The organism is Paenibacillus sp. FSL K6-1318 (genome assembly GCF_037976905.1).
Lineage (GTDB): Bacteria > Bacillota > Bacilli > Paenibacillales > Paenibacillaceae > Paenibacillus > Paenibacillus amylolyticus_A.
In genome coordinates this window covers 873,717-891,642 of record NZ_CP150270.1, presented here as the reverse complement: position 1 = coordinate 891,642, position 17,926 = coordinate 873,717, and the positions used below count along the sequence as shown (strand labels likewise).

Genomic DNA, 17,926 nt, shown 5'->3' with positions numbered 1-17,926 from the left:
GGGTGAACCCCTTCCGTTTCTCTAATTGGCCCGATTAACAAGCAGTGTGGAGTATACGCGTTCGCGCTCCTGATTTTGCACAATGATGGTGTACCATCCTGCTTTGGGTAGTGTAATCTTGAAGTCTTTGCTGATCAGTTCCTTATAGGTCACACGGGTAGCGATGTATTTCATCTGTCCTTCGCGCACCAGACCCGGGAAATAATAAATATCATACGTGCCAAGTTCATTCTCCAGCTTGGTTCCCCCAGCAGTCTCGATCGTACGGAAGTTGTTCACATTGAACGTGACCGTACCTGTATTCACGATTGCTGTTTCGGATTCGGTATCCGACAACGGAATGCCATTGGCCGTAACGAACATGCCATCTGTCGAACGAACAAATACCGTTTGCAGGGCGTAGCCTGCATTGCCGAGCTGATCCTTCACGGTGTAACGAATCGTGTGTTTGCCCGTCACCGTCAGGTTCAACGGTTTCTCCACGTATTGTCCGCCTTCCAGCACGTATTCCGCAGCCGTCACCTGCATCTGCTCCGCAGATGTGAGATTATCGCTCACCGTGTACCCGCCCAGATCGGTGACCAGATCGAAGCCTGGTTTGTTTTGCAGAACCGTTGTGGAAGCTTTGTTCAGACGGATCGTTGGTGCCGTATTATCGAGACCCGCAATCGTAAAGTTGACCTGTTTCTTGTTACCAAGTACGTCTGAAAGTAAAATCGTATGCTCGCCATTGCTGGCGTAGTCGGCGCTAAAACTCGCTACCGGGGTTGCCCCAGCATAGATCATATTGCCTTCTACTACAGATGATGGCATTACAATGCCTACACGCACTTTGCCTTTGGAGTAAGCCTGATCGCCAATCTGCACCAACTTGCTGTCATCGATGGTCTGTCCGTCATTGTCTACTCGAACCATCGTGATCTCTTCTACTGCGGGGATCGATCCAACGAGTGTTGTAATCCCTTCGGATTCCAGCTTCGCATTATTCCCTGCGGCATCTGCCAGTGAGAAGCGTGCTTTACTGCCTGAGGTCATGACCAATGAGGATTGGTTCGTCCCTGAGCTATTGGAGACCACCTGGTAATCCTGAACTTGTCCCTGTTTCGGCAGCACTTGTGCCACGATCAGATTAGATGCGATCACATTACCTGTTGTCGGTGCTGCGAAATGAGTAAATTCTCCGTTTGCATTGTACCCGTCACCCGCGCTATCCACGACAGCAGTACCACTACCGTAACGGATCAACGCTTTGAGATCGGGATGGTTGTAGTGCATGACAATATCTGCTTCCGGCGGCGTGGTATCGATGTTGCTCACCGTTGCCGTGACACTCCCCGTAAAGCCAACCGCATCTTCGTACTCAAACGTGAATTCTCCGTTCTCGCGGAACGTTTTGGACGACGTCGGCAGATTGGTGATGCGGATCGGTTCACTCGATTGCAGACTTACTTTAACCGTGCCATTCGTTGCCGCAATCGTGGAATACTTCACGTTTACCATTGGCGGCGTATCATCGAAGTTGGAGACCACGATGAACACGGTTGCTGTAGTGCTGCCATCCTTCACGGTGAAGGAGTAGCTTCCGTTGCGGTATATTTTGAATCGTTTGTTCGCCTCCAGCGTTTCCGGCATTTCCGGGTTGCTGTTCGTTGGCTTCACGGTCTTGCCATCAACGAGGTCGAACAGGATCTCTTGTCCTTCGTTCTGCCCACCATCCTGCACCTTCTCGCCTCCGCGAACCGGCATGATCTGCTCCAGTGAAGCAAGCCCATAGGCAGGGGCATCCTGAAGCTGGATCTCAGGTGTTACGATATCGCTGATATTGTCGTAGTAGCCTTTGAATTTGACCCGAACCTGTGACTTGAGTTGTCCTGAATCATTCGTGTCAACAGGAACGCCGACATAGTTCGTGTACGGCAGCCAAGTGCTCCAATTGTCTCCACCGTTGGTGGAAACGGAATAGAAGTAACCTTCCTGTGCCGGCACATCCACCGTCAGTTCCATAATGGCGGTGTACCCATCATCTCCTGGACCTTCTGTCCGAATCAAACGCGCGCTGCCAACAGGTGGTTCACTGCTCAGATAAAACACGGAGAACAGACCACTTGTGTGGTAAAGCTTACTGTTACCCAAGCTATCGCTGGCATGGACGTACAGTCGGTAATTACCGTTGTCCTTTTTGTTGTCTACCTGCAATGTGATCAAACGATCCGCAGGCGACACGCTCCAGCCCTTGCCTTCCGGATCTGGTTCCTGTTCGTCTTGCCCGTCAACCACTTTGATCCATTGGTAACGAATGTTCTTGGCTGCAACACCGTTAAAGTCCACCAACGTGTCAGACACATCAATCTGTACCGTCTGCTCTGGCATCGGATACAGATAACCCTGCGAACCGAATTTCGTGACAGGTGGCAGATGGTCGAATTTGTACTCCTGATAATAGTAGTAATAACGTCCGGTATCCTGCTGCTTGATGCGCACATGGGCGTACCAGGTCCCGTTCAACGTTTTGTCGGCAGGGAAGCTGTAGCGCTCGGCGGGAACATCCCCCAGCTTCGTTTCCTTCGGTTCATCCTCAAAAGCAACCCATTTGCTGTTGCCCACAGGACGTTCAGAACTTTCACTGTATTGATATTCAATCGTATCGATCGGTACACCGGCTACGGTGAAGTCGGGTCCGTCATTGATCGCATAGGTGCCCGGATAGGCTTTGAACTTGGTTGAGATGACAAGCACATCGACTGCTTTGGGATCGGCAGTAGCTGAATGGCCTGCCACATCCTCGGCTTTCGCATGCAGCTCGTATTGTCCACCTTTGGAGATCGCCGGATCATTCAATGTCGATATCTCAGCTTCACCTTGTGCGTTCAGCTCGGCATCCTGCCATCCGGAAGCGACAGGGTTCTTGCCCACGGCCACGAACTGGTATTGCACCTTGTTATTTTTAATAGAAGAAGTCGGATCAGCGGCCTTAACCGTAATCTTCACATTGTCGGAGTTATTGTCCACGATGTTCGCAACTTCGACGGTTGGATCGTCATTGTCAATCTTCAACAGGCCGACATGGTACGACCAATTGGAATCATCCTGTTTGAAATCGGCCAAAGGCCACTGTACTGTATTGCCGTAATCGGACAGATTCGGCAGAATGCTTGAGCGATAATATTCCTCCAGCTCGGCAGGTGTCGCATCCGGATGTTGGGCAAGGTAAGCTGCACGTTCGTTGCTGCCTTTGTCGTATTGCATCCGTTGACGAGCCGAGTCCCAGCTCATATCCGCAGTCCATGTATGCAAATACCAGTTCCCGTTCAAACCTGTGCCGTCATCCGGCAGTTCTACTTTCACGCCATTCTGTCCGGTAGACAGTACAACATCCTGGAAACCAGATGTATACAATTCTTCAGAAGGCTGCTTCTGCGTCAGGGAATACCGTTTCACTGCGGCAAAGTTGTCGTTTTGCCCAGCGAAGGGATCATTCGGGCTCTGGTTCAGCACATAATACACGAGCCCTGAACCACTGCCTGGACGGAACAATCCTTTGCTCGTCTGACCGTTCAAGTCCGGATCGAATGCATTAATCGTGAATGATCCATTTCCTACGTATTGTCCTTCGGGAATAATCTCTCCGTCCTGATTTTCATAGACAAAATTCACTTCAGGTGCCGTATTGTCCAAAGACAATCCAGCCCAATCAATCTTCTTGACTGGCTCAGTAAGCACGTTGCCGGCGTAATCCGTCAATGCCTTCCCGTCGCCAGGATTGCTGGCATGCTCCAAAGCAGCTGTCTCCAGCAATGACGTTTCGATACTCTTGCCGTCTGGCACTGTCATACGGAACGTCCATGTATTCGTGTTCTGGCCGCCAACATATGCGGCGGTCAAGCCATTGGCAAACTTGAGTCGTGTATCCTCGGTCGGGGTAAACGCGCTGATCACCTGTTCGTTAAGGTACACGGTAAAATCAACAACGTCGCCCTTGTTCAGCACAAGTCCCGTTAGTACCTCAGGCTGCACGCCATTGCGGGATGCTGAGTACTGCGGTACACGTGCGTCGATAATGGTACGGAACGTACCGCCCGGGTTCGTGTTATCGGCAAAAGGAACTGTTCCAATACCGTTAAAAGTTGCAACGGGATTACCCGCACCATCGATGAAACCAGCCTCATTCATCCGTTCGAGTAATGTTGGGCGATCCTCTTCGGAGGGCGCGATCAGACGCTTCGGATCAATAGGAATATTACCTGTGCTATCATTTAACGCAGCCTGATAACGAAAGTTAAAAGTGGAGCGTGCATGAATGTTCCGATCCAGTCCACCCTGCGCAAAGTCACTGTATCCGCTATCAGCGCTCGTTAGATAATAAACGGACGGATCGAAGCCGTCTCCACCCGGATTACTGAACAGTTCCGTACGCATGAAGCTGAATTTGCCATCAATCCGGTCAGAGGCATTCTCTGCAGAATCTGGAAACACCGGCTCGCTGAAGTTCAGCGCCAGGTTAAGGTTACTTCCTTGCTTCAGGAACAATTCATTCTTTTGTACTGCCGGATCGGCATTGAATCGAACTGCCCCCGTATGGGTCAGTGTATTGCCGTTGTATGTAGGAGGTGTGATGTCGGCGAAATAGAGCTCAATATCACTGGCGCTTTTAAAAAAACCAAACAATGTGATTTCGATCGTATCATTGGGTCCGAAAGCGATCCATGACGAATTAGCCGATTTATCATGATTGAACTGATTGAACTTCTCTTTGCCGTTAACATCGACTCGGACGTTCGTGCCACCGATAAAAACGTCAATCGATCCAATCTTAAGGAGCATTCTGGCGTCTCCACCTTCAGCCAATCGTCTTAATGATGGATTGTTCGCCACCGAAATCTTGGCTTTAAATAAACCTGCTCCCTTCGTTTTAACATGACTTACACCTACGGATTCAATATCTTCCTTCTCCATTGATGTACCCGGTGCGCCAGCGGCAAATATGCCAAAGCTATTCGCCTCGAACTTGTCAATTTTATTGTTCCAGGAAGACATGTCTCCCCGATTGATGATCTTACCACCGCCGTTTGGAATAGAAATATCCGCGTACTCCGCAGCTGCGGAAACGGTCGGCAGGTGTGGCCAGCTCACAGACGTCAACGTCAGCAAAGTGGCAAGCAGACAGAGTGATAACTTTTTGAACATGCGAGATTCCCCTTTTTCCCGTTATGTATTCGACTTCTTCATCAGCTTGCGAATATCTTCGATCGTTACACAAATATGAATGCCATTCATTGTCCGGAACGAACCGGAGATTAAGCCGATCACGCGACCTTCTTCGTTTAACAAAGGACCACCCGACATGCCCGCAGACACCTGCGCGGAAGTCAGCAAGCGAATGACATCGTTCACCTCAGCGGTTGGTGCATTCACGATGCCCTCCGTAATGATCTTGCCATCCTTCAGCGGATATCCGATTGCAAACGATCGTTGCCCATATCTTGCAGGCTGCTTGTCCCCTGACAGGGTAAGTACCGGACGTATTTTGCTATTCTGCACAGACAACATAGCCACATCGGTTTCCGTGTCAGCGCTCAGAACCGTTATCTTTTGGATGGAACCATCTTCAAATACCGCCTCGAAAGAAACCCCGTCCTTCACAACATGGGCTGCTGTAAGTGCTTTACCATCACCGATCAGAAAACCGGTACCTACCGTTTTAAGCGTTCCGTCCTTACGATACGCTTTCAAGTAAAAGACAGCTTGCGCCGCGGATTGATACACTTTTTCAGCTCCCGATACAGCCACTTGTCCGGTCCCAGCCGCTTTCGCGACAGATGAACCCGTATACCCATTCAGACATGCCACAGCAATCAGTACAGCCAAAATGCCAATCATCCGCCGCCGCAAACGCCAAGATGTGATGCTTCTCTCCATTTTCTCAACTCCATCAGCCCATAGTCGCGCAAAGATAGGTCTTTCGATGCTTTTTCTGCGTCCGTTCGACATATCTTGCTTCCGCATTATAATGGATCACAATAAACAAGCAATAAACAGAAAAAAATTTGTCGAAATGTGATTGCGCCCCCCAGAGATATTCGCTACAATGCCGATAGAATACAAGAGATTTCGTCCGAATCTACCAAAGGTTTCGAACAAACTCTAAAGGAGCAGCATTTCGTGTTATTAAAAATTTCAGGTGTTGTCCTGACTGTTATACTCGCCATTACCGTACTGCTCCTGTCAACGATCAGAGAACCACAATCTGCGGCGCTTCATGCTCGTCAAGGTGTTCTGGACCTCTCGGCTTGGAACCCTGAACAGGACGAACGGATCAAGCTGGATGGGGAGTGGGAATTTTACTGGGAGCGATTGCTTCCTGACGAATCTGCAACTCCGAATCAGGCTGGTCCGACGAAAGCACCCGATACCTATGCAACCGTTCCCGGCTCCTGGAATCGACTTGAAGTGGATGGCGTACGACTGCCTACCCACGGCTTCGCTACGTATCGACTAGTGCTCCGTAATGCACCTGCCCGGGGAACGCTGGCGATCAAAAAAATGAACATTCGTTTTGCCAGCGAAATCTACATCAATGGCAACAAACTGCTGGAAGACGGGCATGCCGTGGCAAAGTCCGCGGGTTACCAACCCGGCAACTCCCCACAGATTGGATTTTTCCCCTATCATGGCGGTGACATTGAGATTTTGATCCGGGTGGCTAATTACGATTACACGGACTCTGGCATTCCGGGTCCACTCTTTTTCGGCGAACAAGCGGCCATGCTGAAAAAACATCAAACGAGCACAGCTATCGAATTCGGCACGCTCGCTGTACTGGCTACCATTTCGATCATATTCCTCATCAGTTACCTGGGGTCTGCACTCTATCGAAACAGGGACGATTCCCTGCTGCTGCTTGGTCTAATCTGTCTGCTGTACGCCCTCTATAACGGCATGATCAGCGAACGTGTGTTATCCATGATAGGCACGGAAATCTCCTTTAGCACGCTCTATAAATTAAAAGATTTCTGCTCTGTCGCATGTCTGGGTCTGTTGACCTTTTACTTCTACCGATTCAAAACAGGCATCCTGTCCGGTATGCTCACAGCGGTGATCCTGATCATCTTCGGAGCTTACTTATGCATGGTCGCGCTCCTGCCTATCTCTGTCTACGGGCTTGCTGCGCCTTACGTCGTCGTTATGTACACGTTGCTGCTGCTCTGGTTGCTGTATCAATGCGCATCACAGTTCCTGACCAGTGAGAAAGGCGAACGGCTCTCTACTTTCTTGTGGTATGCGGCTCTCTTAAGCATCGTGCTGTACTGTCTGGACATTAATCTCTTCTCGATCTCGCTCAAGGAAAGCATGAACATCGGGCAGGCTTCCATTGTCCTGTTCAGCATCCTGATGCTGTTTCTGGCTGTGCTTCGTTTCTTCGAGGCCTATCGTACGGTCCGCACTCTCAAAGATCAGTTGCTCTTGCTGGACAAGGTGAAGGACGACTTCCTGTCCAATACCTCGCATGAGCTCAAAACACCGCTGAACGCGATTGTAAATATCAGTGAAAGCCTGCTCAAAGGCGCCGAAGGCCCGCTTACCGACGAGCAGGCGCACAATCTGGCGATCGTGACGGGAAGCGGCCGACGATTAACTTATCTGGTGGATGAATTGCTGGATTATTCGAAAATGAAACATGGCGACATACCGCTCCACCGGTCTTCGACCGATCTGTACTCGTTTGTCGAATCGGTCATGCGTATGCACTCCTTCCTGCTTGGCGCGAAAAAGGTGGAGCTTATCAACCGCATCCCGGCGCATTTCCCGCCGATCTATGCGGACGGAAATCGACTGATTCAGATTTTGCATAATCTGATCGGTAATGCCATCAAATTCACGGAACGTGGCACCGTAAGCATTAGTGCTACAGTGGTTCAAGGAAAAGCGGAATTACGCATTGTAGATACCGGCCGTGGCATTGGTACGGATAAGCTGGAGCATATCTTCCTGCCGTTCGAGCAGGAAGCAGATACGGGGCCAGTGGTTGCAGGAGGTACCGGTCTAGGCCTAAGCATTACGCGCAAGCTGGTTGAGCTGCATGGCGGAACCATTCATGCGGAATCGGTACCCGGTATGGGTGCCACGTTCATCCTGAGCTTCCCGCTGGCGGATGGCAAAGGAGAGAAGCGATCCAACGTTATGCCACTCGCCATAGCTCCTACAAGTCCTGGTAAACGGCTGTTCCGGTTCGAAGAACCAACGATTGTGAAAGGAACTAAAGACGAATGGATCATCGTCGTGGACGACGACTCGGCTAATTTGCAGACCATTGTTAATCTCTTGAAGCTGGAAGGTTACAGTTATGCAGTCACTGCACGCTCCCCTTCCGTACTGGAACTGCTGGACAAGCTACCTACCGTGCATCTTGTCATTGCTGATATCATGATGCCTGACATGTCGGGTTACGAATTGCTGGAACGGATCAGGGAGCGCTACTCCCCTTCCGAGCTGCCTGTACTCATGCTGACGGCGAGTAACAAAGCCCATCAGTTGAAGCTGGCCTTGGAGAAAGGTGCCAATGATTTCGTATCGAAGCCGTTTGAATCGGAGGAATTGCTGGCCCGGATCGGCGGTTTGACCCGGATGAAAACATCCGTTCAAGCTGCGCGAGATGCAGAAATATCCTTTTTACGATCACAGATGAACCCGCACTTTCTATATAACGCCCTGAATGCCATTGCCGAATTGTGCGTGGATGCGCCGAATCGGGCAGAACAATTGATCTTGCAATTATCGAGTTACTTACGGCGGAGTGTGCACTTTAAACACCTGGACTCAAAAACTAGCCTGATGAACGAACTGGAGATGATCGAGGCCTATGTAGCCATTGAGCAAGCTCGCTTTGGCCAACGGTTGGAGGTCATTATCGATGTGGATGCGGATGTTAACCGGAACATGGATATTCCGCCCCTCACGTTACAACCCCTGATCGAAAATGCGATTCGGCATGGGCTGATGTCCAGCATTCACGGTGGTCGGGTCATGTTGTCCATTCGTAATCTGAATGATACGGAAACACGTTTCACCATCGAGGACAACGGAATTGGTATAACCAGGCAACGGATGGATGAAATTCGGCAATCCACAGATGGCAGTAACGGCGTGGGACTATGGAATATCTCCAGCCGGTTGAATCTGCTGTATGGCAGACACCTTCAGATGGAAAGTCTGGATGGCGAGGGAACGCGGATTACATTTGATCTTCCAAATCAACGTCTAAGCACAGATGGGAACGGGGGTTATGAAACATGAAGATGAAAGTCATCATCGTGGATGATGAGGATTTGTCGCTGAAGCGATTGAATCGCATTTTGACAGAAAGTGGAGAAGTTGAGGTGTCTCGCGCATTTCACGACCCGGAGGAAGCCTGCGAATATGCGGCGGAAAATAGCTTTGATGCGGCATTTCTGGACATTACGATGCCTCGCATCTCGGGTATGCACCTCATTGGTGAATTGCGCAAGCATCACCCTTCGCTCCCCATTGTGCTGGTGACCGGATATGAGGAGTATGCGGTGCAGGCCTTCGACAAAGAGGTGATCGATTACGTCATCAAGCCCGTCACGGCTGAGCGACTGAACCGTAGCATTAAGCGATTGCAGGAAAAGCTTCACAAGTCCGTCGCCCCTTCCGAACCGACGACTCCTGCCCCCAAGCTGAACGTTCGTCTGTTCGGTGAATTCACCGTGCTCGGCGGGGCCGGAGCAGACAGTCCCATCAAGCTTAGAACGCCCAAGACGGAAGAATTGCTGGCATTCTTGCTGTATACCAAATCAACCACCCGAGATGCCTTGGCTGATACGTTGTGGAAGGATCTCAGTCCGCAGAAGGCTTGGACGAACATCAATTCCACACTGTACTACGTGCGGCGTGCCATCGGCGATAACAGTGACGTGCCGATCATTCTCAAGGACAGAAACGGTATCCGTATCGACCGGGAAGCGATTGACTGCGATTTGTACGAGTTCGAGACTTTGTTCCGGCAGATGCGTCAGGCCTCGGCACATCACCCCGATCTCTTCGAGCGGATGGACACGTTGTATACGGGTGAACTTCTGAAGGGAAGGCATTATGAGTGGGCTTTCGCGTGGTCCAGACAGCTGGAGCTGGATTTCATCATGACGATGGAAACTGCTGCCCACTATCACGCGAAGGCAGGCGAGCCGTTACGAGCGCTGTATTATTTTGAACGTATCCTCCAGATTGATTCGATTCGAGAAGATATTCATCGCGAGATCATCCTGCTGTATCTGTCGCTTGGACGAAGAACCGAAGCGCAGCGACAATATCTGGTGCTGGAGGAATTGCTCAAAGAGGAGCTCGGCTCCAGTCCGGCAGCGGATATCAAACAACTACTGCGTCAATCATGAAACAGCAAAAAAGCCCATGCGCTGGCATACTGAACTGTTCCCATCATAGTCTTTTACGGTCTACTATGACAGGGAGCAGTTCAGTCTTGCTTTAGGCTTGGGCTTTTTGCAATAGATGGACGTTCATTCGTCCTTGTCCGATGATTTTACATCATCCTGGTCTAAAATCAATTACTCATTTATAAGTTTTTCTGTATTAAGGGTAAATCCTTCAATCACGACATCTTCGTCCACTTCAATCATGATGCAACGTCTGCCTTGATAGTTCACCTGCTTCACATATCTCAGGTCTTGCGGGCTAACCGAAATCGTAGCAACCTTGGTTTCAATCTTAATGGACTTGGACGTGAACTTCGGCATAACACTAGTCGCCTTCATTTCATAATTCTTGTTGTCCACGATCGTTTCAAAGGCACGTTCCACTTTCTCCGTCGTCAGATCTTCTATACCGCTTGCGGTCAGCACACGTTCCAGATCTTTATAATCCAGCTTCGGAGGTTCTTCCTCATGGGACTCTTCGTTAATTTCGATGACTCGGTTGATTTCCTCATACACATGAGCAATGGTGGCTGAATCGAGCTGTTCACCGGCCACTTCCTTGACGATATCTTCGAAGATCGCTCGTTCTTCCAGTGCGGTTACGGATCTTTCTCCATTCAAAACATTTTCAACAAAATGCGGATCTGGGAAATTGGATTTCCCTGTACAATACAGTACACGATTCACATCGGAGTAGTTGTCCGTCACGCTAGGGTACAGGAATCCTTGCTCTGGCGTGCTTAATTTGATAATCGGATCGACAATAATGTTGTATTTGAATTCTCTCTCCACATAATCAAACAAGAGCGTTTTCCGCTGCTTCTCCGTGGAATTTACGCTGCACAGAATGAACGGATGGGCGAATACCTCATTCTTCTCGCTCTCTTCCGTAGCTTCGTTTCTAGCCTTGGTCGGCAGATAATACTGTCCACGCACGAACGTAGCTACCATGTCCCGCTCAAACTTCGTATCCACCAACATTCGATCCACGAGCAGCAGCATCAGATCCTGCCATTCATCCGGATCACCTGTTACCAGCGCCTGGTGAAGCAGTACCTGTGCCGGGTCCTCCGCCGCTTCCTGGAACTTCAGTTCAAATAACTTCTGATCCAAATCACCTGTCAGCAGCTTTTTGAAATTGCCCATGTACAGCTCCTGTTTCTCTCTGTCCACCAGTTCGAACGGGTGACGCTCCCAGTGATAGACCTCATTCGTTTCCTTCGTGATATACACGTTGAGAATATCGTAAATATTCAGTAGATCGTGATCGAGTTTAAATTGCTTGCGTATATGCGCGACTTCTTTTTTATTCATGATTCGTTAGACAACTCCCATAATAAATAATTTTTTCTGCGTGCAGCGCTATATCCTAAAAGCCAGTGCTCCCTTGGAAGTTTTCATCTGAGCAGTAGGTCACAAATGGGCGCAACTATGGAGTAGCTGGATCAAGCCATTCTTGCTCTCCATTTCTGTACTCTCAGTGAGAAATTATATCATATAATGATGACGATTAATGAGAATCAATCTATGGACTTTCCCCCTTAAGATCACGATCCATTTTTGAATACGATTTTAACTGAACATAGTAACATAACCTTCAGTCTGGTAGACTAACTAAGATTACATACCAATGGAGGAAATATTGTGAAGAAATCAATGCTAGTTTTATCTGTTCTTGTTTTGTCCTCTCTATTAAGTGCATGCACTGTGACCAAAACAGAGGAAACTAAACCAGTCAGTACAGTAGTATCACAGATTGAGAATGCAGATGTAGTAACAGATGAAGCATATACATCTGGTGCCGTCGAACAGACGGAGAAAGCAGCAATAGATTGGCAGACAGCCATTAACGAACTAGCTAGAAGCGATCAATCACCTACAGAAAAAGTCGAAGCAACAGAAAAGCTTGCTTGGGAATACAATCCTACTACTGAAGAACTCGAAGTATTTAAGTATCATGTCCTTCAAGAATTTATGAGTTTCAATTATCTAAAAGACGGCTCGAATGCTGAATATATGTTAAGCAATCTGTTTCAATCGATTGTGTTAGAACATCACGAAGTTCCAGTCGTCAGGGATTTCGCTCTTGCTTTTTATCACAACACAAAAAATGTATTTACAGGTGTAGAAGAGATGGATAGCGATAGTGTGAAAGCTTACGAAGAACAATTATATAAAGCCCTCAACCATGGAACATAATTTTCCGTATAGGAGGTACGACTATGGACATTTTCGATCATTTGAATGAATTACAAGTAGATCTTAAAAGTAAAAACCTTGAAGAAATTGAAGAGAAGTATTTCAATATTTGTTCTACGTTAGCGGACCTGACCGAGCTAATTCGATTAAGCAATTAGGCTTAAATGAATATGTAAATGATTTAAAATTATGCCTTAAACAATCAATAAAACTGGCTCAAAAACAAACAGCTCGTGCAATCTACTTTGAATACGATTTGGATAATAACTGGGATAGTACATTTTTCATTTGTGAGGAATACAGTGTATTAGAAGATAACGATGATGATTGGTCGAGCAATTGGAATGAGGATTTGCAAGGTCCACGCTTAAAAGAATTTGCTGATATTTATGAGATAAATGGATTTGACATTAATGAGACCGCAGTCGGTTCAACCATTTACTTAATAGCAAGAACAGTAATTTCATATGCAAAAGCATATCAGGTGCTCTCCGATGAAAGTTCACTCGCAGTATGTATTGCTTTTCACGACCAAGACCCTATCATCAGAATTAAAGAATAGTAGATAGAGAGTGTTCATTGATCTGTAGTTCTACCGCCTAATAAACACAAATAGACCGTCTCCCAAAAAGGTAGCGGTCTATTTGATTGTATTGTCTTTTAAAAAGCCCTAAACGTAAAAAGTAACTCCTGTCTAGACTGGTGTTATCGTGAACAAACAGAATTATATAGTCCAACAATACATCGAAGCTCCTCGTGGCTAACACCTTACATATTTGCGCTTGAACCCAGTCCGCCCTGCATCCACTGCCTTTTGGATATTCTCGGAGGCATTCAACAACTTGCTCTTGGGCTTGTCCTTATTTACTTCAACAGGGCCAACGACCTTGGCCGTCTCCACTGCCTGATCGTGCAAGGGCTGATAGGATGTCGCGACGGTATATAGGAAGTTGTTCATCGAATATTTCGTTCGTTCCGGAGATTCGTGAATGGTCTTTTTCACGCGTTCGAGCATCTCCATCAGTTTATTCTCAGAAAACTCAGTATCCTTCCGGCTTCCAAGCAGCCAGCAGTAACAGCTCCATCCCGCTGACATCCTCAGTTCATCACCACTAGCAATCCACGCATCGGCGACCTCTTGCGCAATGTCTGTCTCAGCCAACGTCACAGCAACGATGAAGTCAGAGATCATGTAAAAATAAGCGGCATCGATCCAACGATCAAAATCGGCGGGCGTCATCACTTTGGGATCGGCAATCACGCCTGCAAAGTACATCGCATCATAATTTCCCGTAGCGTATAATTGCTCCGCCAAAGGTTGATCCTTTTTGATCTGCTTGGCCATCGGTTTCATCGCCCCGGTTGCCACACCAAATAGCGGTTCATGCGCACCGTTGGAGATGTAGATTTTTTTCGTTCGTTCTTTACCGAGCGCCTCAAGCTCCTGCATAACATCTTCTACGTTCATGAATAACACCCCTTTTATATTGCTTACTCGCCAGATGATCCGTACAACAAATTCACTCTCATTGTATCACAGCTTCTGTCGGTGCCTCGCATCCAGATTCTCCAACAGCGCCTTAATCGCAGATCTGAGATGAGCTAATTATCAAGTAATAAAATAGCGGTACAGAATACTGCCTGTACCGCTCAATTATGTTATTCAAGAGCGGTCCATATATCCACAGCCATCAGACGGACAGCTTCCTGCTCATGGGTTCGATATACTCTTAAACGATCCGTACAGTCCTCATTCCATAATAATGCCTCACCGGCGATCTTCAACAGACATAGCCCTATACCGAAAGCAGCTATGTGAGGCCGAGCATTCAACTGATCCACCATCTGAAGGAGGTCTTCCGGTTTCCAGTACCCTTTGCTTGCATTCACGACACGACTGACCTGCCGGTTTGCAAAATCCAGTACATACGGCTGTCTGTTCACTATGCCAATGACAGGGTCCAAGCCACCTATCGCCAGGTCCGCCTTGCTCCAGTCTGTCGTAGCCAGATGCAACCGGATTACCGCCAGCTTCATGGTTTCATCACAATTGAGACATGTAATGATGCCCGCATACAAAGGAACAAGCATTTTCCTTTCCGTCAGAGGCAACGAGGTTAACTTGTCGATCAGTGCGAGCAAACGCTGCCGTTGCGGCAGATCTCTCTCATTCCCCGCATTCCATTCGTCTGTCGTTTCTGTGGCAGCCAGTTGTCTGCAAACCTCGATCACCTGTTCGTTTGTTTTGCCTTCCGAGCAAGCTGCAATAAGGGTGTCCAGCGCTGCCTTCCATCGGGTACTATCCTGAAAATCAAGCAGTGTGCTACTGGCACAAGTGGCGATTACTTCTTCATTCCCGTTCAACCACGAGATCATGGAGCGAAAAGCCTCTCTGGCTACAATTGGATCTGCATGGCCTGCGATCCCTGTAATCCATCGCAAATAACGTGGACGCGATTCCAGCGGAAGTTCACTCGGCTGCTGGTTTAACAAGCTTCGAGCAATATCCCGCTCCGAAGAGGAAGCCATCGTACTCATCATGGTCCAGCTTCGCTCATCATCCAGACATTGCCTTGCCGCATGTCCAATGGCGATAATGACGTCTTTGTGAGTATTGGGCTTCTCGTATTCCCGAACGAGGAGGGTCATGCTGTCATTGCTTTTATAAGCACCAAGCAGCCGAATGGCCTCTTTTCTGACCGTAATCTTCAGTTTCTCCCGATTTAGCAACTCCGAAAGCATCGACGTTAGCAAAACCGGGCTCACCCTGCGCGCGCATCTAGGGATTGAATACATGGCAACACGAGCGCGGTCTCCATCCAGATTATCCAACAGAACAGGAAGTGCCTTCTCCGGTTCTTCACCTAACGAATAGGCATACAGTGCCGCCTCCACGACATGCACTTCCGAATCCTGCAACAGCACCTCCAGTTCATCGGACCAGTGGTCGGGCATACTCGCCAAGCTTCGCATCGCCGACGCACGTTCATGGAAGCTCCGTTTGCTATCCAACGCAATCCGTTCCAGCAGGGAAGCGAATGCCTTTTGCTGACGTGGCAGCCATCGATGGAATCCATCCCTGGCGGGCAAAAGATAGATGGTTTTTCCCGATAAATGTTTTCCTTTAATGACTTTTCCTGAGATGAAAGGATCTAGCCACTCCTGTCGCTTCAGGTGCACATGCATAAATACATCGTCGAACGAGATAAAGGATGGATCTCGATCCAGCAGTTCTTTAACTCTCTCATCCCGCGTTTCATAAGGAGCTAACCAATACCGAATCGCCTGAGCCCATACCGTTTTTGCCCTCACCAGTTCCTCCAGCAGATGTTGAAGCTTAGGCAAGCGCTCCACCGCTCTACCGAACGATTCGACCATACGCAGGACCACATAGTAGTTTTCACGCTTGTTAGCTTCTAAACCAAAGGTATAAATCTGATCGAATAAAATGTTTAGCGCGCGACTTGGCATGCTATCCCAGTTCATGGAAAACAACACAAACTCTCCATCCAGCATAACCAGTCTCTCAAACGTTCTCAAAGCGAATTTGAAAAGTCTGCTCTCTGGCTCCAAGGCGTGATCCCTCAGCATGGCAAAAGCTAGTCTCTCCACACTATCCCTTGTCCCGTAGGAGGTATCTCTGGCTTCAATAACACTATCCACTAGCAAAGTCATATCATCTACATGCTCTTCTTTGAACATGGGAGCGGGGCAGTTCGACAGTTCGGCCATAACAGCATAGCGTACTGGGTCCTGATCATTCTTCACCCGTGTCAGGAAACGCAATGTCTCATCCATCCCCCGGCGAGATATCACCGTGCTTCGAATAAGCCGACCATACGCCGCAGCACGTTCATCCGCATTCGATACCTGCACAGCTTGCTCCAGCTTTTCCCTCGCATGAATGATCAAACGACGGGCTGTAATCTCAAGCCTCTGTTCCCGATCATCCCGGATGTCGCGTAATTCGAGCATGCGCGTTGCTTCCTTGTCACGCAGTTGGTGCGGTAGAACGTCCAATAACGACACAGGAAAAATACGTGTCCTCCGCTCATTTTCCTTATAAGCCGCGTCAAAAATTGCTTCACGACTCGACGGTGCAAGTGTATCCAATACTATGGCAACGTGCATGGGCTCGTCAGCGAGCAGGGTAACCAGCGTCGTCCACTGGGCTGTAGTGAACCATTTTCTTTTTTTCAGAATACCAGCTGGTACCCCCTCCTCTAAGAGATAACCTCGTGTCTCCTCCCGTGTCAGCAGTTCGAATACACTTTCAGGGCTTGTCTGGATCAGGACACCCAATTGCTGCTTAATCACAGGATGTATCGTATCGAGTGGTCCATATTTGAGCGTATATTCCAGCACGATCGCTGGTCTGGATTCACTCAACTTCTCCACCGCCGAAGAAAGTGTCCACCATACGCTATTTCTTCCACGATGTGTCGCGCTTTGCAGAGCATGCTCCAGATATGTTGCGACCAGATCAGGAAAACGCTTCGTAATTACCCGCCAATTGCGGAGCGCATAGCCGAGTTCAGGAAGTCTGTCGCGAACTGTCTCTTCACCGCACACGGACAGTAACAAGGCCGCTTCCTGTGCCCCCCAGCGAACCAGCACAAGCGGCAGCAACCGTTCCGCCCAATCCTGTCTGCGATGGTTCACAATGCTTCGCAGTAATTGACGGCGGCAATGATAGGACATAGAGATGATCTCGGATTCAATGGAATAAACTGGATCTGTCACCACTATGGTCAACAGTCCGGCTGCCCGACCTCTGACCCCTGCCTTGGGATGCTTCAAAGCAAGCAATACGGCATTTACATCATTTACTACACTCGCACCAGTCAATGCCAGATGTGCTTCATAGGCAGTACCGCTATCGAGTAAAGCTATAAGTAACGCAGAGTACTCTGCCTGATCCGAATGCTGGTGACCCAGTTGAGCTATTTTCTTCATCCGGTCCGAGTATCCAAGCGAATCCAGTTTCTTCAGAACCTGATCTTTTTCTAACGGTGTTTGATTCATTATTATCTTATCCCCTCTCCCTTTCACTCTATATAACCGTTCAATGCATCCATGCCATCGTTTCTCATCGCAGGAGCTTGAAAGTATATAACTTCTGCGTAAACAGGAGCTTTCCCTTTTGGATAGATGTTTCCGGGTGAGTATAGTCCGTGGAATCGATCTTCATCTATGCTATAAAAAGCCAACCATGTCTTCGACTATATACAAAAAAAGATGACTCGCAGGTCCACTAATGGCCCTACGAGTCATCCCTA

General features: G+C 48.5%; 9 protein-coding genes. 4 read left to right on the top strand and 5 right to left on the bottom strand.

What is annotated here, in order from left to right; translation table 11 throughout:
• Positions 1-21: 21 nt before the first annotated feature.
• Both NYE45_RS04025 and NYE45_RS04020 read right to left on the bottom strand, forming a co-directional pair.
• A complete protein-coding gene (locus NYE45_RS04025) occupies positions 22-5,184 on the bottom strand; it encodes a hypothetical protein (protein ID WP_340015702.1) in 5,163 nt (1,720 codons plus the stop codon).
• 21 nt (positions 5,185-5,205) lie between these two features.
• Complete coding sequence (locus tag NYE45_RS04020) at positions 5,206-5,916, bottom strand: serine protease (RefSeq protein WP_340015700.1); 711 nt, start codon at positions 5,914-5,916, stop codon at positions 5,206-5,208.
• Between the two features lie 243 nt (positions 5,917-6,159).
• Here NYE45_RS04020 and NYE45_RS04015 point away from each other — a divergent pair, with 243 nt between their 5' ends.
• Positions 6,160-9,291, top strand: coding sequence for an ATP-binding protein (locus tag NYE45_RS04015; RefSeq protein WP_340015698.1), 3,132 nt, complete (start codon positions 6,160-6,162; stop codon positions 9,289-9,291).
• Positions 9,288-10,409: a response regulator gene (locus NYE45_RS04010; protein ID WP_340015697.1), complete on the top strand. Its 1,122-nt coding sequence runs from the start codon at positions 9,288-9,290 to the stop codon at positions 10,407-10,409. The genes NYE45_RS04015 and NYE45_RS04010 overlap by 4 nt, the downstream gene beginning before the upstream one ends.
• Before the next feature lie 171 nt (positions 10,410-10,580).
• On the opposite strand, the gene NYE45_RS04005 is transcribed toward NYE45_RS04010, so the two are convergent.
• Positions 10,581-11,762 (bottom strand): DUF4317 domain-containing protein, encoded by a 1,182-nt coding sequence (locus tag NYE45_RS04005; RefSeq protein WP_036668338.1) that lies wholly within the window; start codon positions 11,760-11,762, stop codon positions 10,581-10,583.
• A gap of 330 nt (positions 11,763-12,092) precedes the next feature.
• Here NYE45_RS04005 and NYE45_RS04000 point away from each other — a divergent pair, with 330 nt between their 5' ends.
• Together NYE45_RS04000 and NYE45_RS03995 are read left to right on the top strand one after the other, a co-directional pair.
• Positions 12,093-12,647, top strand: coding sequence for a hypothetical protein (locus NYE45_RS04000; RefSeq protein WP_340015696.1), 555 nt, complete (start codon positions 12,093-12,095; stop codon positions 12,645-12,647).
• 109 nt (positions 12,648-12,756) lie between these two features.
• On the top strand, positions 12,757-13,209 hold the full coding sequence (locus NYE45_RS03995) for a hypothetical protein (RefSeq protein ID WP_340015695.1): 453 nt from the start codon (positions 12,757-12,759) through the stop codon (positions 13,207-13,209).
• Between the two features lie 198 nt (positions 13,210-13,407).
• On the opposite strand, the gene NYE45_RS03990 is transcribed toward NYE45_RS03995, so the two are convergent.
• Both NYE45_RS03990 and NYE45_RS03985 read right to left on the bottom strand, forming a co-directional pair.
• On the bottom strand, positions 13,408-14,115 hold the full coding sequence (locus NYE45_RS03990) for a DNA alkylation repair protein (RefSeq protein WP_340015693.1): 708 nt from the start codon (positions 14,113-14,115) through the stop codon (positions 13,408-13,410).
• A gap of 191 nt (positions 14,116-14,306) precedes the next feature.
• Positions 14,307-17,672: a HEAT repeat domain-containing protein gene (locus NYE45_RS03985; RefSeq protein WP_340015691.1), complete on the bottom strand. Its 3,366-nt coding sequence runs from the start codon at positions 17,670-17,672 to the stop codon at positions 14,307-14,309.
• Positions 17,673-17,926: the final 254 nt, after the last annotated feature.

Bases quoted from the DNA above. Each gene is read 5' to 3' on its own strand.
- NYE45_RS04020 (WP_340015700.1), bottom strand. From the start codon at position 5,916: ATGGAGAGAAGCATCACATCTTGGCGTTTGCGGCGGCGGATGATTGGC.
- NYE45_RS04025 (WP_340015702.1), bottom strand. From the start codon at position 5,184: ATGTTCAAAAAGTTATCACTCTGTCTGCTTGCCACTTTGCTGACGTTG.
- NYE45_RS03985 (WP_340015691.1), bottom strand. From the start codon at position 17,672: ATGAATCAAACACCGTTAGAAAAAGATCAGGTTCTGAAGAAACTGGAT.
- NYE45_RS03990 (WP_340015693.1), bottom strand. From the start codon at position 14,115: ATGAACGTAGAAGATGTTATGCAGGAGCTTGAGGCGCTCGGTAAAGAA.
- NYE45_RS04005 (WP_036668338.1), bottom strand. From the start codon at position 11,762: ATGAATAAAAAAGAAGTCGCGCATATACGCAAGCAATTTAAACTCGAT.
- NYE45_RS04010 (WP_340015697.1), top strand. From the start codon at position 9,288: ATGAAGATGAAAGTCATCATCGTGGATGATGAGGATTTGTCGCTGAAG.